We start from the raw sequence: 17,482 nt of genomic DNA on the forward strand, positions 1-17,482 counted from the left end.
CAATCGAGGGGCGGTTTCGGATCTCTCCGAAACCGCCCCTCGATCAACGACCGTCTCCGGTCGGGACGACAGGATTTGAACCTGCGACCCCTTGACCCCCAGTCAAGTGCGCTACCAAGCTGCGCCACGTCCCGTTACCCGTCTGACCTGGGCTTTCCCCCGGTCGAACGCGCAGGAAAACCATACCGCACTCGGGCCGGTGGTCGCGCATCGCTTTTCCGGCGCGGGGTCCGGGGGCGTCAGCGCTTCCGTGTGCGGGACGGCTCGGCCCCTGCGTCGGCCGGGGCCGGGGCGCCGCTCGACCCCGCCGCGGCCGCTTCCACCCGTACCAGCCCGCGCACCGCCGGTATCAGCAGCAGGGCCGCGCACACGGCGAAGCTGGTCGCTCCGGCGACGAGCAGCACGTGGTCGGCGCCGAGGGCCGACGCGGCCGGTCCCGCGAGGGCCTGGCCGACCGGCATCATCGCCAGCGAGCCCGCCACGTCGTAGGCGTGGATGCGGTTGAGGACGTCCGGCGGGACCTGGGTCTGCACGCTGGTCGCCCACATCACGCCCCAGAAGGACATGCCGGCCCCGGCGACGGCGGCTCCGGCCGCCATGGCGGGTACGCCGAGCCCGGCACCGACGCTCGCGGGGAAGGCGGCGAAGCCGACGAGGGCGATCGCCCCGGCCCGGAGCATGCGCAGCGGCCGCAGCCGCAGGGCGAGCAGGCCGCCCACGACGGTCCCCGCGCCCAGGGCGGAGTTGACCAGACCGTAGGCGCGCGGGCCGTGTTCCCGCACCACCTCGGTGGCGACCAGCGGAACGGTCGGACCCCAGACCGCGATCATGTAGACGCACCAGACGGCTATGACGCTCCACAGCCACCGACGCGCACGGAACTCCCGCCACCCCTCGGCCAGGTCGGCTCGGAAGGCCTTGCTCCCCCGGCCGGACACCGCTCGGCTCCCCGGCGCGAGCGGGGGCAGCCGGAGCAGGAGCAGGCACACGGCGCTGACCGCGTAGGTGGTGGCGTGGGCGGCGAAGACCCCGCCGGGCGAGGCGAAGCCGACGAGCAGGCCCGCCACGGCGGGGCCGGCGAGCTGGGCGGCGGACTCGGCGACGCGTATCGCGCCATTGGCGCCCTGGACGTCGGAGGCGAGCCGGGGCACGGTGCTGGCGACGCCGGGCTGGAAGACGGCGCCCGCCACGCCGTTGGCGAAGCCGATCGCGCAGATCTGCCAGAGCACGACGTGCCCGGAGAAGAAGAGCGCGGCGGCCAGGGCCTGGGTGCCGAGCCGGACCAGGTCGGCGCCGATCATCAGCTTGCGGGTGCTGAAGCGGTCGGCGAGGACTCCGCCGAAGACGACCAGACCGGCGAAGGCGGCGGCCGTCGCGGCCATGGCGAGGCCGACCGCGCCCGCCCCGTACCCGTGCTGGAGCAGTCCGGCGGCGAGCGCGACGGGCAGCATGGTGTCGCCGAGCCGGGCCACGGCCCGGGCGGCGAAGAACAACGCGAAGTCCCGTGACCAGACGACTCGCGCCGCCGTCGGCCGCGACGACGTACCGGCCATCGCGTGCTCTCCCCTCCCCTTGCCCTCCCGTCGCACCGAGCGTCCGACAGCCGGAACCCCCCCTCCGGTCCCGGCTGTCGCGCACGTCTTCGGATCATGCCACGGGGCACTGACAACGCCCGAGGGGTTTTCAGCCCCCGGCGGGCAGCCCCAGCCGGGGATGGGCCTCCAGCAGTCGGGGCGGGGCCGCCTGGCGCCAGGAGTCGGCGAGGATGTCGCGCAGCTCGTCCTCGCCCTCCAGGGCGGCGAGCCGGGCCCGCACCCAGGCGAACTGGGCCTCGTGCGCGGCGATCCAGAACTTCTCCGGCTCGGCCAGCACCAGTTCGTCGCGCTCCTCCTTCGGACAGCGCACCGCGAGGGAGGTCTCCTCGTCGGGCAGCGTCGCGAACATCTTTCCCGCGACCCGGAAGGTGGGCATGCTCCAGGCGGTCTTCTCCGTCGTGTCCGGCAGGGACAGGGCGATACGGCGTACGTCTTCTGCGTCCGGCATGGCAGGCACGGTAGCCGCCGCCACCGACAGTCACCCGGCGGTGGCGGGTGCGCCCACCCGCTCCCCGACCTGCTTGAAGTAGAGCGTCGTCGGCCGCAGTTCCCCGCGCGGGTCGGCCGCGTAGTCGGGGATCGTGCCGGCCCGGGTCCACCCGGCGGAGCGGTAGAGGCGCTCGGCGGGGCTGCCGGTCTCGGTGTCCAGGTGGAGGAGGGTGATGCCGGCCGCCGCGGCGGCCTCCTCGGCGGTGGTCAGCAGCCGGCGGCCCAGCCCCCGGCCGCGGGCCTCGCGGGACACCATCAGCTTGACCAACTCCGCGCGGTGGCGGCTGTTGGGCTTGTCCGGCAGGGCGAGGCTCACCGTTCCGGTCACCCGCTCCCCCTCCCGCGCCACCCAGACGACGAGGTGCCCGGCGGCCACGGCGGCGGCCCGCCCCCGCCACCAGTGCGCGGCCTCCGCATGGCCCAGCGGGGCGAGGAAACCGACGGAGGCGCCGCCCGCGACGGTGTCGGCCAGCAGCCCGGCCAAGCCGTCCAGCAGCGCGGTCACCCCGCGCTCGTCGACCCGGTCCACGATCACGGCAGCACCACCGCCAGCGCATAGCGCGCGCCCTCGTCCCCGGCGCACCGGAACCGCGTCGGCCCCCACACACGCATCCGCAGGCAGTCCCCGGCGGCGAGGTGGTGCTCCACGTCCTGCGCCGTGATCTCCAGGGCCCCTTCCAGGACCCAGACGTGCTGTTCCAGGCCGGGTACGGGAGGACGGTCGTAGGCGATGTCGGCGCCCGGGGTGAGCCGTCCCTCGACGAGTTCGCCGCGCAGTCCGGCGTGCGGCGGGGAGACCGAGCGGCGTACGAACCCGGCCGGGCGGTCCTCCCACACGGGCTGCTCGGCGGCCCGCACCAGCAGCGCGGGTGCCTCCTCGACCTCGCCGAGCAGCCGGGACATGGTCCGTCCGTAGACCGCGCACAGGCGGTTGAGCACGGCGGCGGTGGGGCTGGTCTCGGCCCGCTCGGCCCGGGACAGCGTGGACCGGCTCACCCCGCTGCGCTCCGCCAGCTCCCCCAGCGACCAGCCGTGTTCGGCCCGCATTTCGGCCAGCCGGGCGGCGAGCCGGGCGTCCACCGGGTCCGTTTCGCGGTCGTCGTCTCTCATATTCGGGAGGCTATCCCCGATATGAGACGCACGTGTTACGGAGGCCTCACGCCCGGGCCGCCTCGCCGAGTGCGTCGAGCACCGGGCGGATCAGCGGGTGCTCCTCGGCTCCCCGGCGGACGGCCGCGAAGACGCGGCGGGTGGGCGCGACCCCGTCGACCGGGCGGACGACCACGCCGGTGAGATCGGTGCCGTGCAGCGCCGAGCGCGGGACGAGCGCCACACCGGCGTCGGCCGCGGCGAGGGAGACCACGGCGCGGAAGTCGTCCGAGGAGTGTTCGAGGCGGGGCTGGAACCCGGCGCTCTCGCAGGCCAGCACGACCACGTCGTGGCAGGGGTTGCCCGGGTAGGGCCCGATCCAGGTGTCCTTGGCCAGTTCGGCGAGCGGCACCTCCTCGGCGTCGGCGAGGCGGTGGGCGACCGGGACGACCGCGTCGAAGGGCTCGGCGTACAGCGGGACGTGGGTCAGGCGCGGGTCGTCGGCGGAGGGCGCCCCGCGGTACTCGACGGCGACGGCCACGTCGACCTGCCGGTCCAGGACCATCGGCAGGCTGGCGTCGCCCTCGGCGTCCTGGACGCGGATGCGGATGCCGGGCGCCGATGCGGCGAGGCGGGCCAGGGCGGGCGCGACGACGAGGGCGATGCCGGTCGCGAAGGAGGCGACCGTGACCGTGCCCGCCTCGCCCGAGCCGTACGCCGCCAGCTCGGCCTCGGCCCGCTCCAGCTGGGCCAGGACGGCGTTGGTGTGGCTGAGCAGGATCTCGCCGGCCGGGGTCAGCCGTACGCCCTTGGCTCCGCGCTCGACCAGGCGGTGCCCGGTCTCCTGCTCCAGGGCCGCGAGCTGCTGGGAGACCGCGGACGGGGTGAGGTACAGCGCGGCGGCGGCCGCCGTCACGGTGCGGTGGTCCGCCACCGCTCGCAGGATGTGCAGCCGCCGCGCCTCGATCATGGGATCGATTCTCTCAGGTCAGCCGGGGTTTCAGGCGGCGAGCTGCTCCCGCGCGGAGGCGAAGGCGTCCACCGCGCGGTTCACGTCGTCGGTGGAGTGGGCGGCGGACAGCTGGACGCGGATGCGGGCCTTGTCCTGGGGGACGACCGGGTAGGAGAAGCCGATCACGTAGACGCCGCGCTCCAGGAGCAGCTCCGCCATGCGGCCCGCCCGCGTCGCGTCGCCGATCATGACGGGCGCGATGGGGTGGTCGCCGGGGAGGATGTCGAAGCCCTCCGCGGTCATCCGGCGGCGGAACAGTGCGGTGTTCTCGGCGAGCCGTACGCGCAGGTCGTCGGCCGACTCCAGCAGGTCGAGCACCTTGAGGGAGGCGGCGGCGATCACCGGGGCGAGGGTGTTGGAGAAGAGGTACGGCCTCGACCGCTGGCGCAGCAGGGCGACGATCTCCGCGCGGGCGGCGACGTAGCCGCCGGAGGCGCCGCCCAGCGCCTTGCCGAGGGTGCCGGTGATGATGTCGACCCGGTCCATGACGCCGTGCAGTTCCGGTGTGCCGCGCCCGCCGGGGCCGACGAAGCCGACGGCGTGCGAGTCGTCGACCATGACCATGGCGTCGTAGCGGTCGGCCAGGTCGCAGATCTCGGCGAGCGGGGCGACGTAGCCGTCCATGGAGAAGACGCCGTCGGTGACGATCAGGCGGCGCCGCGCGTCGGAGGCGTCCTTGAGCTGCCGCTCCAGGTCGGCGAGGTCGCGGTTGGCGTAGCGGAGGCGGCGCGCCTTGGACAGCCGGATGCCGTCGATGATCGAGGCGTGGTTGAGGGCGTCGGAGATCACCGCGTCCTCGGGGCCGAGGAGGGTCTCGAAGACGCCGCCGTTGGCGTCGAAGCAGGAGGAGTAGAGGATCGTGTCCTCCTGGCCGAGGAACGCGGAGAGCCGGGCCTCCAGTTCCTTGTGCACCTCCTGGGTGCCGCAGATGAAGCGCACGGAGGCCATGCCGTAGCCCCAGCGGTCCAGTGCCTCGTGGGCGGCGGCGACCACGTCGGGGTGGTCGGCGAGGCCGAGGTAGTTGTTGGCGCAGAAGTTGAGGACCTCGCCGGGGCGGCCGCCCGCGGTGACGTTGACAGTCGCGGACTGCGGGGTGCCGATGACGCGTTCGGGCTTGTGCAGGCCGGCGGCCCGGATCTCGTCGAGGGTGGCGCGCAGGTCGTCGCGCACGGAGTCGAACATCTCAGAAGCTCCTAGGAAAGCAGATGACTTACGCGGTCCAGTCGAGGATGACCTTGCCGCCCCTGCCGCTCGCCGCGTCGGCGAACGCGGCCTCGAAGTCGCGGTGGGAGTACCGGCCGGTGATCACCGGGGCGAGGTCGAGGCCGCCTTCGAGCAGCACGGACATGGCGTACCAGGTCTCGAACATCTCGCGGCCGTAGATGCCCTTGACGGTGATCATGGAGGTGACGATGCGGGCCCAGTCGACCGGGAACTCCTCGGCCGGCAGGCCGAGCATCGCGATCCGGCCGCCGTGCGTCATGTTGGCGATCATGTCGCGCATCGCCTCGGGGCGGCCGGACATCTCCAGGCCGATGTCGAAGCCCTCGCGCAGGCCCAGCTCGCGCTGTCCGTCGGCGATGGACGCGTCCGAGACGTTCAGGGCGAGGCTGACGCCGACCTTGCGGGCGAGGTCCAGCCGCTCCTCGCTCACGTCCGTGATCACGACGTTGCGGGCGCCCGCGTGCCGGGCCACGGCGGCGGCCATCAGGCCGATCGGTCCGGCGCCGGTGATGAGGACGTCCTCGCCGACCAGCGGGAAGGACAGCGCGGTGTGCACGGCGTTGCCGAACGGGTCGAAGATCGCGGCGACGTCGAGGTCGACGGGGACGCGGTGCACCCAGACGTTGGCGGCGGGCAGGGCGACGTACTCGGCGAACGCCCCGTCCCGGCCGACGCCGAGACCGACCGTGGCGCGGCACAGGTGGCGCCGTCCGGCCAGGCAGTTGCGGCACTTGCCGCAGACCAGATGGCCCTCGCCGCTGACGCGGTCGCCGGTCTTGATGTCGGTGACGTCGCGCCCGGTGCCGACGACCTCGCCGACGAACTCGTGCCCCACGACGAGCGGGGTGCGGATGGCCTGCTGCGCCCAGCCGTCCCAGGCCCGGATGTGCAGGTCGGTGCCGCAGATGCCGGTGCGCAGCACCTTGATGAGGACGTCACCGGGTCCCACGGCGGGCTCGGGTACGTCCGCGAGCCAGAGCCCGGGCTCCGCCTTCTCCTTGACCAGCGCCTTCAACTGAACGGCTCCTGACGGGGGTGAGGTCCCGGCGGTGGGCACGCCGAAGCGGCCCGCGTCCGGGGAGGGGAGGGGAATCGCACAGCAATCTGCCGTACGACACCGCCCCGGGTCCATCGAGCCTTTCTTAAGCCCGGCCGCAGCTTTCCTTCACGCCGCACGCCCCGGGCAGCCGATCGCCCTGCGATTCACAGCGGAAGCCCGTCCTCCGCGCTGCGCTCGATGCGCCGTACGAGGTCGGCCGCCGCCGACTTGATCGTGACCAGCCCCGCGGTACCCCAGCTCCGGGGCCGCACGTCGGCGGCGGCGACGGTGCCCAGGACCGTCCCCGTGCTGTCGATGAGCGGGGCGCCGAGGTAGGAGCGGATGCCGAAGGCGTCGACGACGGGATTGCCGGCGAAGCGCGGATAGTCGCGCACGTCCTCCAGGACCAGCGCCTTGCGCCGGACCACCACGTGAGGACAGAAGCCGTGGTCCCTGGGCTGGACCCGGCCGAACTCGGGGCTGGTCCCGTCGCCCCGCGTCACCGGCGGGACCTCGGGCACCCGCAGCCCGGCGAAGAACTGCCCGCCCTCCACCAGGAAGTTGACCATCGCGTACGGCGCCTCGGCGAGGCCGGCGAGGTGGGCGGCGAAGGCGTCGAGGGCCGGATCGGAGCGTTCCGCCAGACCCAGCAGGCGCAGCCGTCGTACCCGGGCGGGGGCCTCCCGGTCCTCGGGGGTGAGCAGCAGACGTCCGGCCGGGCGCGGCGGGTCGTAGCTCATGGGCGGACTCCGGCGCCGGACCCCGACGCCGGGGCCGGGGTGTGGGCGATGAGGTGGCGTACGAGGGTGAGCAGTGTCTGGACGCCGGAGCTGGAGATCCGGGCGTCGCAGCGCACGATCGGGATCTCGGGGTGCAGGTCCATGGCCGCGCGCACCTCCTCGGGGTCGTAGCGGTAGGAGCCGTCGAACTCGTTGATCGCGACGACGAAGCCGAGTCCGCGTTCCTCGAAGAAGTCGACGGCGGCGAAGGACTCCTCCAGGCGGCGGGTGTCGGCGATGATCACCGCGCCGAGCGCGCCTTCGCACAGCTCGTCCCACATGAACCAGAAGCGTTCCTGGCCGGGCGTTCCGAACAGGTACAGGACGTGTTCGGCATCGAGGGTGATGCGGCCGAAGTCCATGGCCACGGTCGTTTCGAGCTTGTTCTCGATTCCGTCGAGATTGTCGGTCGCGGCGCTGACCGTGGTGAGCAGTTCCTCCGTGCTCAGCGGCGCGATCTCGCTGACCGCGCCGACGAAGGTCGTCTTGCCGACGCCGAACCCGCCCGCCACGAGGATCTTCAGGGCGGTGGGGAACGGGTCGGCGCCTTCGCCGTGCGCGTAGTCAGAGCTGTCGTCGTAGTCCATCGAGCACTGCCTCCAGAAGGGCCCGGTCCGTGGGGTGGTGGTGGAACGCGGCGGGGGGTTTGGTGGTCAGCGCGCCGCAGTCGACGAGGTCCGAGAGCAGCACCTTGGTGACCGCCACCGGCAGCCGCAGATGTGCGGCGAGCTCGGCGACCGGGAGGGGCGCCCGGCACAGGTCGAGTGCCTGCGCGTGCTCGGGTCCGAGGTAGCCGAGGGGGGTCGCCCCGGTGGCCATGACCTGGGACATCAGGTCGAGCGCGACGGTGGGCCGGGTACGGCCGTTGCTGACGGTGAAGGGGCGCACCAGCCGTCCGGCCGCTTCGTCGAGCCAGGGCCCGTCGCCGGCCGCGGCCACCGTCAAGGCCTCATCGCCGGGGGTTCGACGGCGTGCTGCCGGGGCGCGGTGACCAGGTAGGGGCGGACGCTCTTGACGAGCATCGCCATCTCGTAGCCGAGCACGGCCGCGTCGGCCTCGCGGCCGGCCAGCACGGCCAGGCAGGTGCCGGAGCCCGCGGTGGTGACGAAGAGGAGCGTCGAGTCGAGTTCGACGACGACCTGCCGCACGTCCCCGCCGTCGCCGAAGCGGACGCCGGCGCTGCGGCCGAGGGAGTACAGGCCGGAGGCCAGGGCCGCCATGTGGTCGGCGCTGTCGGCGTCGAGTCCGTGGACGGACTTCACGAGTCCGTCGGCGGACAGGAGCACCGCGCTGCTGGTGTGCGGCACGCGCTGGACGAGGCCGCTCATCAGCCAGTCGAGGTCGGACACTTGGCCGGTCGGCGCATCGCTCGCCATGGTGGATCGACTCCTTGGGGTACGAAGGTCTGCGGGAGCGCTGGTCATGAGGACGGGGGTGGTGGGGGTGGTCGTGGAGGTGGTGGTGCGGGTGGTCATTCGGCCGTCATGCCCGGGTCGCCGTGGGCCGGTGCCAGGGGCGCCGGTTCGGTGCGCTGCCGGGCCTCCGCGAGGCCGACACCGCGCTGGAAGGCGGCCATCAGGCCCGGGTCGTGGCCGGTGTACTCCTCGGGCTCCTGGCGGGGCGCGGGGCCACCGCGCAGCTGGGGCACGAGGTGCTCCTGGGCGCGGCGGCGCGGAAGTTGGGGTTTCCCCATGGTCCCGCGCACCGCGCTGTGCCGCGGGACGGGCGGGATGGCCGCGTGCTCGGCGAGGACACCCCGGTCCTCGGACCGCACACCGGGCACGGCGGCGGCCGGGGTGGGACGGTTGCGGTGCGTGCCGCGCACGGGCAGCGGCACGGGTTCCCCGTCGGCCCTGCGCACCTGGACGGGACCGGTCCCCGCCGGGGCCGGGGCGGGTGCGGGAACAGCCGGGGCCGGAGCGGGCGGGGCGGGAGCGGGTGCGTCCGGCGCCGCCGGCGGCATCGCGGGGGCCACGGCCCGCGGCTGGTGCCGGGGCGGCGGCACGGGCACCGGCTCGCCCGCGGCGGCCTCCGCCGGGTGGGCCGCGCCTCCGGGGAGCATCCCCGGCCCGGCGCCCAAGAGGGCCTGCGGCACGACCAGTACGGCCTGGACGCCGCCGTAGATGTTGGTCTGCAGCCGCACGGTGATCCCGTGCCGCTTGGCGAGCTGGGAGACGACGAACAGCCCGATGCGCCCGTCCGCCAGCAGGCGGGCGACGTTGACCTGGTCGGGGTCGGCGAGCAGGGCGTTCATCCGGCTCTGCTCGTCGACCGGCATGCCCAGTCCGCGGTCCTCGACCTCGACGGCCAGCCCCGAGGTGACGAGGTTGGCGCGCATCAGCACCTGGGTCTGCGGGGCGGAGAACAGCGTGGCGTTCTCGACGAGTTCGGCCAGCAGGTGGATGACGTCGGCGACGGCGTGGCCGCGCAGCGTGCCGTCGATCGGCGGAACCAGCCGGACCCGGGAGTACTGCTCGACCTCGGCGATGGCCGAGCGCAGCACCTCGGTCATGTCGACCGGGTTGCTCCACTGGCGGCGGGAGACGGCACCGCCGAGCACGGCGAGGTTCTCGGCGTGGCGGCGGATGCGGGTGGCGAGGTGGTCGACGTGGAAGAGGCCCTTGAGGAGGTCGGGGTCCTCGATCTCGTTCTCCAGCTCGTCCAGGATGGAGATCTCCCGGTGCACCAGGGACTGCAGGCGCCGGGCGAGGTTGACGAAGACCTCCAGCTTCTGCTCGCTGCCCGCCTGGCTGGAGAGCTGGGCGGCCCGGACGACGGCTGTGACGGCGCCGTCGTGGGCGCGGGAGAGGTCGGCGGCGAGCAGTTCGAAGTCGTCCGCGTCGTCCGGCGGTCCGCCGCGCGGCTTGCGCTGGGGCGGGGTCTCACCGCGGCGCAACGCATCGACCACGGCTCGCAGGTCGCCCTCGTGGCGCGCGGTGCTGCGCCGCAGGGCGCCGACGCGGTCGTGCACGGACCGCGCGGCGCGGTCGGCGGCGAAGGCGGCGACGACGACGGCCACGACGGTCACCGAGACCGCTCCGGCCAGGACGGCCCACAGGACGGGGCCGGGCCGGGCGCCGGTGGACCGGACGGTGAACAGGACGACCGCGCAGGCGCTGAGGGCCACCGCGACCGGCGGCAGGACGGCGAGCCTCAGGAGTTGGGACCGTATGTGGGTCTCGGGCAGCGCGGCGGTGGTCCGTGGGGCCGGCCGGCCGTGCCGCCCGCCCTCGCGGCGGTCTGCTCGCGCGGCCGGGGCGCGGAGGTGAGACATCGGTGTCCTCGTACTGGTCCGTGTACTGGTCCGTCGGCCCTACGTCGCCCGACGGACACTGACAGTAGTCGGCTGCTCCTCATGTGCGGTGGGCAGTTGCCAAAGTCCCCCGGGCAATGTCCCGCTCTGGTATGAGGCCTCGTACGACAGACCGATAAGCCTGAAACACACCCGTTCCCGAACGACGGAGAAACGGTCGGACTCCATCAAATTCAGTCACCGCGCGTGACGGCGACCGCGAGCCGGAGACATCCGGTGGAGCGGACTCGAAGAGAAGCTCGAACAGAAGGCGGATTCTCGGCTGAAAATCACTCTTGACTCCCTCCGTTCACAGGGGTTCGACAGCGTCCCGCCGGCGGTCCGCGCACGGTCCGATCGCGGATGCGCCGCCCCTCGCCCGGCAGGAGCGCTCCCCCGGAGCGGCTGCGGGCGAGGCCGGTGGCCGGGGCGCGAACGAGGAGCGGGGGCGGCTGGAGGCCCCCGATGACCTGCTGGACCACCCACCGCGCGGGGCGGGGACCGAAACCTCTGCCGTCGTCGGACGGGTTGCGTCCGACCGCCGTGGCCCCGGGCAGCCGCCGAAAAATAACTTCAGGGCTTCAGGGCTTCAGGGCTTCAGGCACGTCCTGGCCGGCCGTCCCGGGTCGAGGGTGTAGTTCCAGGTGCCGTGCCAGTCGTGGGGGGTCAGCGGCACAGCGGCGACGGCCTCGTCCGGAACGTGGACGCGGACGGGGACCTGTGCCGGACCGGACTCGGCGTGGACGGCCGGGACGGCCGGGCCCGTGCCGGTGGCGACCTCACCGATCCTGTTGACGACGACTTCGTGACTGGTCAGCGGCCACCCCCGCCAGTTCGTGTTGATGCGTGACAGGAGCCGGTGCTCGCTGCGGTTCCATTTCGAGGTTCCCGGCGGGATGTGGCAGGCCGTCACGGTCAGGCCGGTGGAGCGGGCGAAGTCCGCGAGTCCCTTCTGCCACGCCCTCACCCTGCAGCCGTCCGAGCCTCCGACGTCCGCGGTGATCAGCAGACGCGCGGCATCCGGGTAGCGGCGCCGGCCCTCGCCGTCCCACCAGCGTCGCAGGGTGGCCACCGCGAACGCCGCGGTGTCACCGTCACAGCCGACCGGCGTCCGGCCGGGGCTCTCGGGCGGTTCGTGGCTCTCGTACGGGTCGGTCCCGGCGCCCGCGCGGTCGCCCGGCGCCGGCGCCTTCCTGGCGTCCACACTGATCACCGGTTGTCCGGCGTCGGCGAACTCCCGGACCCGGCTGTTGACGTAGCGGAACTGGGCGTCCCTGTCCGGGTGGCGGGCCCCCTCGGTCGTGCCGCCGGCACCCCGCAAGGAGAATCCTTCCTCCTTCAACAGCGCCGCCACCGTGTCCGAACCGACCCGGAGCCCCTGGGCGGTCAGCGCCTGGGCCAGCTTCCGGGTCGACTTCGTCGTCCACAGCAGCGGCGACTCCGGATCCCCGCGCGGCCCGGGTTCCACCAGTGCCAGCAGGGCCGGCACCAGGCCGGGGTGCTTGTCCCGCAGCCGCTTGCGCCCGCCGCCCGCACGCCGCACCCGGCCCGGCGGTCCCGGATCGCCGGCGAGTTCCGCCACGCCGCGCGAGACCGTCTCCCGCGAGACCCCGGCGGCCCGGGCCACCAGCCGGACGCCTCCGCGCCCCAGAGCCCTCGCGTCCGCTCCCAGTGCCAGCCGCCGCTGCCGCTCGTCCAGATGCGGCAACAAGCAGGCGTACTTCTCCGCCAGTACCGCCTCGATCCCCTCTGCCACGACAACACCCTACGGCTCCGGCGGCCCCGCGAGAACCCGGAGTTATTTTTCGGCGGTGTGCCGGCGGAGTGTCGTAGAACAATCCGCCCCACCGTGTTGCGGCCATTTGCAGCCAACCTGGACCGTAGCACTACCGTTACCTTGGACCGATGCCTTAGATTCGGCGCAGGAATTCGATCTGCACAACATTCTTCACCAGCGGCTTTGGCGATCAAATAAGGTCACCGGGAGTGGAATGGAACCCTTCTGTAACACAGAGCGCAGTCTGGCCACCGCACTTCAGGAAGCAGCTAGAAGAGGGACCATCAGGGGGACAAGATTTCGTGTCGGCCGGAGAGAACACGTGTACAATCTCGGTCAGCCCGACGCGCACATCTATCTGGTCGAGAGCGGTCAGGTGAAGACACTGACGCACACCCGCGACGGAAAGCAGTGCCTGCTGTCCATACACGGTCCCGCCGACGTGTTCGGAGAGTCGAGCGTACTGGCCGCCAAGCACACCGAGACCGCACAGGCCATGCAGGTCACGACGTTGGTGCAGGTCCACGTCGCGCAGATCCTGAACGACTGCGATCCGCCGCTGCGCGAGGCGCTGATCGGCCACATGGCGAACCGGTTGCTGGAGCAGCAGCAGGTGATCGCCAATCTGGTGACGATGGACAGTGAGCACAGACTGGCGGCACTGCTGGTAAAACTCGGGGAAAAGGTCGGAAGACGCAAGGACCAGACCGCTCAGATACGCGATCGAATAACGCAGGAAGAGCTGGCAGAAATGGTAGGGACAACACGTTCCCGCGTCGGCTACTTCCTCAAGAGATTCTCGGTGGCCGGCGTGGTTCACCGCACCGAGGAAGCACATCTTTGTATCCACATAGCCGAGCTGACGGACTATCTGGAGAACTCCTCCTTGTCCGCCGGTCTGTAAGAACTGCACACCGGAGCGGGATATCCAGGAACATTCGGCGGCGGTGCCCCGGCGGCACCGCCCGATTCCGGGGACTCCTCCCGCACAGCCTTCTCCATCCGGCGGACCATTTCCTCCAGCAAGCGCTGGGAGGTGCCGAAATTGAGCCGGATGAAGCCCTCGCTCCCGTACTCCCGGCCGTCGCTGACGGCAACCTTGCCGCGGCCGAGGAAGAACTCCGCCAGATCGTCACTGCCCAGCCGGTCGGCCAGCCGCCGGCCGTCGAGCCACGCCAGATAGCTCGCCTCGGGCGGGACCAGCACCAGGTCCGGACCGAAGGACTCGAACAGTTCGACGAGCATCCTCCGGCTGCCGTGCAGGTAGTGGCGGACGGTACGCAGCCAGGGGCCGCCCAGGGTGAAGGCGGCCTCGCTCGCGCTCACCCCGAGTATGCCCACGCCGTCCCGTTCCCTCGGCCGCATCTCCATGAGCCGGTCGTGGTCCCGGGACCGGCCGGCCACCGCCATCGCACACTTCAGACCTGACAGGTTCCAGCCCTTGCTCGCCGAGGCCGCCGTCACCGTCGCCACCCGCCTCGCCTCGGGCAGCGAACCGAGCGGCACGTGCCGGTGCCCCGGGTGCGTGAGCGGCGCGTGCACCTCGTCGGAGATCACCGCGACCCCGAACTCCGCCGCCAGCGCGAGTACTTCGCGCAGTTCGTCACCGGTCAGGACCCGCCCGGTGGGGTTGTGCGGGTTGCACAGGAAATACGCGGCGGCCCCGGCCCGGAAGGCCCTGGCCAGCCCCTCCAGATCGAGCCGCCAGCGACCCCCGCGCAGCCGCATCGGCCGGGGCACGACCTGGCGGCCGGCCGCGGCGATGGCCTCGAAGTAGGGCGGATAGGCGGGCACGTCGACCACGACGGCGTCGCCCGGCTCGGTGAACTGCTCCAGCGCCACCTCCATCACCCGCATGGTGTCCGGGAACAGCACCACCCTCCGCGGCTCCACCCGCCAGCCGTAACTCGCCCGTGCCCAGGCGGCGAACGCCCGCTGCACGGGCGCCTCGGTGGTGTAGGCGTACGCGTAGCCGAGGTCACCGCCCACGGTGAGGTGCGCCCTGATGGCCTCGAGCACCGGCTCGGCGACGGGGAAGTCCATCTCGGCGATGAACGCCGGGAGTATGTCGGGCGGGTAGCGCCGCCACTTCTCGCTGCGCCGGGTGGACAGCGAGACCGCGCGCAACCCGTCGAACAGGTGGACCAGCTCCTGCTGTACCTCCGACAACGACTCCTCCTCCGTCGCTCGGGCGGGGCCGTGGCGGGGCCGCCCCGGGCCGCGGGGCGACGCCGCATGTCACCAGGTGACCGGCAGTTCCTTGACGCCGTGGATGCCGAACAGGTGGTGCCAGAACGGCACGTCGGCCGCGGGGACGGCGAGCCGCAGTCCGGGCAGCCGGTCGAACAGCCGGCCCACGGTGACCTGAAGCTCGATGCGGGCCAGGGACTGTCCGGGGCACTGGTGGGGGCCGTGGCCGAAGGCCAGCTGGCCGCGGGCGGTGCGGGTCACGTCGAAGCGGTCGGGGTCGGGGAAGACGTCGGCGTCCCGGTTGGCCGTCGCCAGCTGGCACACGACGCCCTCCCCCGCGCGCACGGTCTGCTCCCCGATGGTGACGTCCTCGGTGGCGATCCGGTTCATGCCGATCTGCATGGCCGTCTGGTGCCGCAGCAGTTCGTCCACCGCGCCCGGCAGCAGCGCCGGGTCGGCGCGCAGGGCGGCCAGTTGGTCCGGGTTCTCCAGCAGCAGCATGGTGCCGGTGCCGATCATGGTCGCGGTGGTGTGGTGGCCGGCGGCGAGCAGCAGCCAGGCGATGACGGCGACCTCGGCGCGGTCCAGCAGTCCGGGGGTGACCTGTTCGACCAGAAGCCGGCTGATCAGGTCGTCGCCGGGCTGCTTCTCCTTGGCCGCCACCACCCCCTCGAGATGGTGGAGGATGTCGTCCTTGGCCCGCAGCGTCTCCTCGGGTGTGCTGCGGCCGTTGATGAGGACCCGGGTGCGGGACTCGAACAGCGGGCTGTCCTCGGCCGGCACCCCGAGCAGCTCGCACACGACGGTGGACGGCACGGGGTAGGCGAGTTCCTCCATGAGGTCGAGCGGGCCGCCCCGCTCCTCCATCAGGTCCAGGCGGTGGTCCACGATCTGCTCGATCCGGGACCGCAGTTCCTCCGCCCTGCGGCCGGTGAAGTCCCTGGCGAGCATCCGGCGGTAGCGCAGGTGCTCGGCGCCGTCGAGCCGGGGGAAGGTGCCCTTGAGGACCTGGGGCACGGGCCGGGGGAACATCCGCGGGAAGTCCGGGTGGGCGCTGTCGGCGCTGAAGCGGGGGTCGTCCAGCACGGCCCGTACGTCCCGGTGCCGGGTGACCACGCGCGCCCGCTGGCCGCTGGGCAGGGTGACCCGGGCGAACGGGTCCTCGGCCTGGAACCGGCGGTATCCGGGCGGCGGGTCGAAGGGGCAGCCCGGTGCCTTCTCCTGCGGGAAGGCGGGCGGTTCGGCATCGGCGTCCCGCAGCGCTCCGGTGTTGTCGGTCGTGTCCGTCATAGGAAACCCTTCCCTCGCTGCCACCATCGGCCCGCTCCCGGCACGGGTTGCGACCCTACGTTCCGGCGCTGCCCCGGTTCTGTTCACTTCTGAGCATCGGCGCTGTCGACGGCTCGGCTCAGGCGTCCGGATGGGCCAGCACGACGGCGGTGTTGATGCCGCCGAAGCCGAATCCGTTCGAGAGCACGAAGCCGCCGGAAGCGCGCCGCGGCTCGTCGCGCACGAAGCGCAGACCGGCGTCGACGGGCTCGCGAAGACCGGGGTCGGGGTGCACGAACCCGGCCCGCAGTTGCAGTACGGCGGCCACGGCCTCGACCACGCCGGCGGCGCTGAGGCAGTGCCCGGAGAGTGTCTTGGTCGCGTTGATCCAGGGACCCTCGTCGCCCGCTCCGAAGACCTTGCGCAGGGCGTCGGCCTCGGTCCGGTCGCCCAGTGGCGACCCGGTGCCGTGGGCGCTGACCCAGCCGATGTCCGCCGCGCCCACGCCCGCCCGTGCGAGTGCCCCGGACATGGCCCGTGCCTCTCCGTCCACGGACGGGTCGGCCAGGTGGTTGCCGTCCAGGACGACGGCGCCGCCCGCGATCCGGGCCAGGGCGGGCGCGCCGCGGAGCCGGGCACAGGCGGCGGTCTCCAGGACCACGCAGGCCGCCGCCTGCCCGGGGTGGAAGCCCCGGTGGCCGGTGTCGAACGGCGCCGGGGGGTGCGGGGGCGCGCCGTCCGCCGGGGCCATCGCGCCGAGCGTGAGGAAGCCGCGGGTCTGCAGCTGCGACAGCCGGGTCATGGCGCCCACGACGAGGCACACGTCGGCGGCCCCGGCGGTGAGCATCCGGGCGCCGTGGACGAGGGCGAGGTTGCCGCTCGCCGAGGCGCCGCCGACCGTGCAGCCCTCGCCCCGCAGGCCCAGGACGCGGCTGAGCGTGGCGACGTGATCGGTGTCCTGGTGCTGCAGGGCGTAACGGGCGGGCAGGTGGGCGGGGTTGCGCTCGGCACGGGCCCGGCCGTCCTCGGTGACCCGCTCCGTCAGGTTGTTGCCGGCCACCGTGACGCCGATGCGCTCGGGCGGCGGCGCCGTACGGTCGAGCCCGGCCTCCAGCCATGCCTGGAGCGCGGCGACGACGCCCGCCCGTACCGGGACCGGCGCCCGCAGCACGGTCCGCCGGGCCGCGCCGCGCAGGGCGTCGGGCAGGCCGGGCAGCGTCTCCAGGGCTCGGTCGGGTACGTCGTCCGCCGCCAGGTCGGCGGTGAACGCGGGCCAGGACACGCCCGGCCGGTCCGCGTCGGCGGGTGGGAACGGTGTGCTGAGGGCGCACCGTCCCGAGCGCAGTGCGACGGTCAGGTCCTCGGGGCCGGCGGCGACGGCGCCGAGCACACCGAGCCCGGTCACCACCACCGCGCTCCCGCCCGCGGCGGGTCCGCTCACAGCTGCTTGAGCATGAGCGCGGCCAGGGTGCCGATGTCCATCCCCTGGTGGAACTCGTGCACGGGCACCGCGATGTCCAGTTCCTCCATGGCCAGGGTGACGATCTCGGCCCGGTCGATGCTGTTGCAGCCCAGTTCGGACAGGGTCCGGTCGGGCGTGAACGAGGCCGGTTCGACCTCCGGCACGATGTCCAGGGTGGTGCGGCGCAGCACCGTCAGGACTCGTTCCTCGGCGCTGTCGGTGCCGGGGACGCTTGCGTCCGATCCGTTCACTTCGGTTACCTCCG

17 protein-coding genes, 1 tRNA gene and 1 pseudogene are annotated in these 17,482 nt (G+C 72.9%); 1 reads left to right on the forward strand and 18 read right to left on the reverse strand.

The window, feature by feature from the left end:
- Positions 1–60 precede the first annotated feature (60 nt).
- From ACZ6IM_RS27610 to ACZ6IM_RS27675, 14 genes and pseudogenes are all read right to left on the reverse strand, one after another.
- Positions 61–134, reverse strand: a tRNA-Pro gene (locus tag ACZ6IM_RS27610).
- A 105-nt stretch (positions 135–239) separates the two neighbouring features.
- Positions 240–1,553: an MFS transporter gene (locus tag ACZ6IM_RS27615; protein ID WP_052841975.1), complete on the reverse strand. Its 1,314-nt coding sequence runs from the start codon at positions 1,551–1,553 to the stop codon at positions 240–242.
- 130 nt (positions 1,554–1,683) lie between these two features.
- Positions 1,684–2,043 (reverse strand): MmcQ/YjbR family DNA-binding protein, encoded by a 360-nt coding sequence (locus ACZ6IM_RS27620; protein WP_469559948.1) that lies wholly within the window; start codon positions 2,041–2,043, stop codon positions 1,684–1,686.
- Between the two features lie 30 nt (positions 2,044–2,073).
- Complete coding sequence (locus ACZ6IM_RS27625) at positions 2,074–2,619, reverse strand: GNAT family N-acetyltransferase (protein WP_469559951.1); 546 nt, start codon at positions 2,617–2,619, stop codon at positions 2,074–2,076.
- Entirely contained in the window at positions 2,616–3,194 is a 579-nt protein-coding gene (locus tag ACZ6IM_RS27630; RefSeq protein ID WP_052841977.1) for a helix-turn-helix domain-containing protein, read from the reverse strand. The genes ACZ6IM_RS27625 and ACZ6IM_RS27630 overlap by 4 nt, the downstream gene beginning before the upstream one ends.
- Before the next feature lie 46 nt (positions 3,195–3,240).
- Entirely contained in the window at positions 3,241–4,143 is a 903-nt protein-coding gene (locus tag ACZ6IM_RS27635; RefSeq protein ID WP_052841978.1) for a LysR family transcriptional regulator, read from the reverse strand.
- Positions 4,144–4,173: 30 nt separating this feature from the next.
- Positions 4,174–5,367, reverse strand: coding sequence for a glycine C-acetyltransferase (locus ACZ6IM_RS27640; RefSeq protein ID WP_052841979.1), 1,194 nt, complete (start codon positions 5,365–5,367; stop codon positions 4,174–4,176).
- Between the two features lie 28 nt (positions 5,368–5,395).
- A complete protein-coding gene (gene tdh, locus ACZ6IM_RS27645; RefSeq protein WP_052841980.1) occupies positions 5,396–6,424 on the reverse strand; it encodes an L-threonine 3-dehydrogenase in 1,029 nt (342 codons plus the stop codon).
- A 188-nt stretch (positions 6,425–6,612) separates the two neighbouring features.
- Complete coding sequence (locus ACZ6IM_RS27650; RefSeq protein WP_052841981.1) at positions 6,613–7,188, reverse strand: GAF domain-containing protein; 576 nt, start codon at positions 7,186–7,188, stop codon at positions 6,613–6,615.
- Positions 7,185–7,814: a GTP-binding protein gene (locus ACZ6IM_RS27655; RefSeq protein WP_052841982.1), complete on the reverse strand. Its 630-nt coding sequence runs from the start codon at positions 7,812–7,814 to the stop codon at positions 7,185–7,187. Before ACZ6IM_RS27655 ends, ACZ6IM_RS27650 begins: the two co-directional genes overlap by 4 nt.
- The gene (locus ACZ6IM_RS27660; protein WP_469559958.1) at positions 7,792–8,166 is read right to left on the reverse strand and encodes a DUF742 domain-containing protein; all 375 of its coding nucleotides are present in this window, start codon (positions 8,164–8,166) and stop codon (positions 7,792–7,794) included. Before ACZ6IM_RS27660 ends, ACZ6IM_RS27655 begins: the two co-directional genes overlap by 23 nt.
- A gap of 2 nt (positions 8,167–8,168) precedes the next feature.
- A complete protein-coding gene (locus tag ACZ6IM_RS27665; RefSeq protein WP_030189437.1) occupies positions 8,169–8,603 on the reverse strand; it encodes a roadblock/LC7 domain-containing protein in 435 nt (144 codons plus the stop codon).
- A 95-nt stretch (positions 8,604–8,698) separates the two neighbouring features.
- Positions 8,699–10,501, reverse strand: coding sequence for a sensor histidine kinase (locus ACZ6IM_RS27670; protein WP_469559961.1), 1,803 nt, complete (start codon positions 10,499–10,501; stop codon positions 8,699–8,701).
- A gap of 631 nt (positions 10,502–11,132) precedes the next feature.
- Positions 11,133–12,275, reverse strand: a pseudogene (locus ACZ6IM_RS27675) (ISAzo13 family transposase); the annotation flags it as partial.
- A gap of 235 nt (positions 12,276–12,510) precedes the next feature.
- On the opposite strand from ACZ6IM_RS27675, the gene ACZ6IM_RS27680 reads away from it, so the two are divergent.
- On the forward strand, positions 12,511–13,200 hold the full coding sequence (locus tag ACZ6IM_RS27680) for a Crp/Fnr family transcriptional regulator (RefSeq protein WP_469559964.1): 690 nt from the start codon (positions 12,511–12,513) through the stop codon (positions 13,198–13,200).
- Here ACZ6IM_RS27680 and ACZ6IM_RS27685 read toward each other — a convergent pair.
- The 4 genes from ACZ6IM_RS27685 to ACZ6IM_RS27700 form a co-directional block, all read right to left on the reverse strand.
- Positions 13,164–14,465, reverse strand: a complete 1,302-nt coding sequence (locus ACZ6IM_RS27685) for a MalY/PatB family protein (protein ID WP_052841986.1) — start codon at positions 14,463–14,465, stop codon at positions 13,164–13,166. The genes ACZ6IM_RS27680 and ACZ6IM_RS27685 overlap by 37 nt on opposite strands.
- A gap of 69 nt (positions 14,466–14,534) precedes the next feature.
- Positions 14,535–15,776: a cytochrome P450 gene (locus ACZ6IM_RS27690; protein ID WP_469559967.1), complete on the reverse strand. Its 1,242-nt coding sequence runs from the start codon at positions 15,774–15,776 to the stop codon at positions 14,535–14,537.
- 118 nt (positions 15,777–15,894) lie between these two features.
- Positions 15,895–17,196, reverse strand: a complete 1,302-nt coding sequence (locus tag ACZ6IM_RS27695; RefSeq protein ID WP_469559970.1) for a beta-ketoacyl synthase N-terminal-like domain-containing protein — start codon at positions 17,194–17,196, stop codon at positions 15,895–15,897.
- On the reverse strand, positions 17,193–17,468 hold the full coding sequence (locus tag ACZ6IM_RS27700) for a phosphopantetheine-binding protein (RefSeq protein ID WP_469559972.1): 276 nt from the start codon (positions 17,466–17,468) through the stop codon (positions 17,193–17,195). Before ACZ6IM_RS27700 ends, ACZ6IM_RS27695 begins: the two co-directional genes overlap by 4 nt.
- Positions 17,469–17,482: the final 14 nt, after the last annotated feature.

The sequence above is a fragment of the Streptomyces sp. NPDC042336 genome (assembly GCF_055581985.1).

Coding starts and splice junctions, on each gene's coding strand:
- ACZ6IM_RS27615 (WP_052841975.1), bottom strand. CDS start 1,553: ATGGCCGGTACGTCGTCGCGGCCGACGGCGGCGCGAGTCGTCTGGTCA.
- ACZ6IM_RS27620 (WP_469559948.1), bottom strand. CDS start 2,043: ATGCCGGACGCAGAAGACGTACGCCGTATCGCCCTGTCCCTGCCGGAC.
- ACZ6IM_RS27630 (WP_052841977.1), bottom strand. CDS start 3,194: ATGAGAGACGACGACCGCGAAACGGACCCGGTGGACGCCCGGCTCGCC.
- ACZ6IM_RS27635 (WP_052841978.1), bottom strand. CDS start 4,143: ATGATCGAGGCGCGGCGGCTGCACATCCTGCGAGCGGTGGCGGACCAC.
- ACZ6IM_RS27640 (WP_052841979.1), bottom strand. CDS start 5,367: ATGTTCGACTCCGTGCGCGACGACCTGCGCGCCACCCTCGACGAGATC.
- ACZ6IM_RS27650 (WP_052841981.1), bottom strand. CDS start 7,188: ATGAGCTACGACCCGCCGCGCCCGGCCGGACGTCTGCTGCTCACCCCC.
- ACZ6IM_RS27655 (WP_052841982.1), bottom strand. CDS start 7,814: ATGGACTACGACGACAGCTCTGACTACGCGCACGGCGAAGGCGCCGAC.
- ACZ6IM_RS27665 (WP_030189437.1), bottom strand. CDS start 8,603: ATGGCGAGCGATGCGCCGACCGGCCAAGTGTCCGACCTCGACTGGCTG.
- ACZ6IM_RS27670 (WP_469559961.1), bottom strand. CDS start 10,501: ATGTCTCACCTCCGCGCCCCGGCCGCGCGAGCAGACCGCCGCGAGGGC.
- ACZ6IM_RS27680 (WP_469559964.1), top strand. CDS start 12,511: ATGGAACCCTTCTGTAACACAGAGCGCAGTCTGGCCACCGCACTTCAG.
- ACZ6IM_RS27690 (WP_469559967.1), bottom strand. CDS start 15,776: ATGACGGACACGACCGACAACACCGGAGCGCTGCGGGACGCCGATGCC.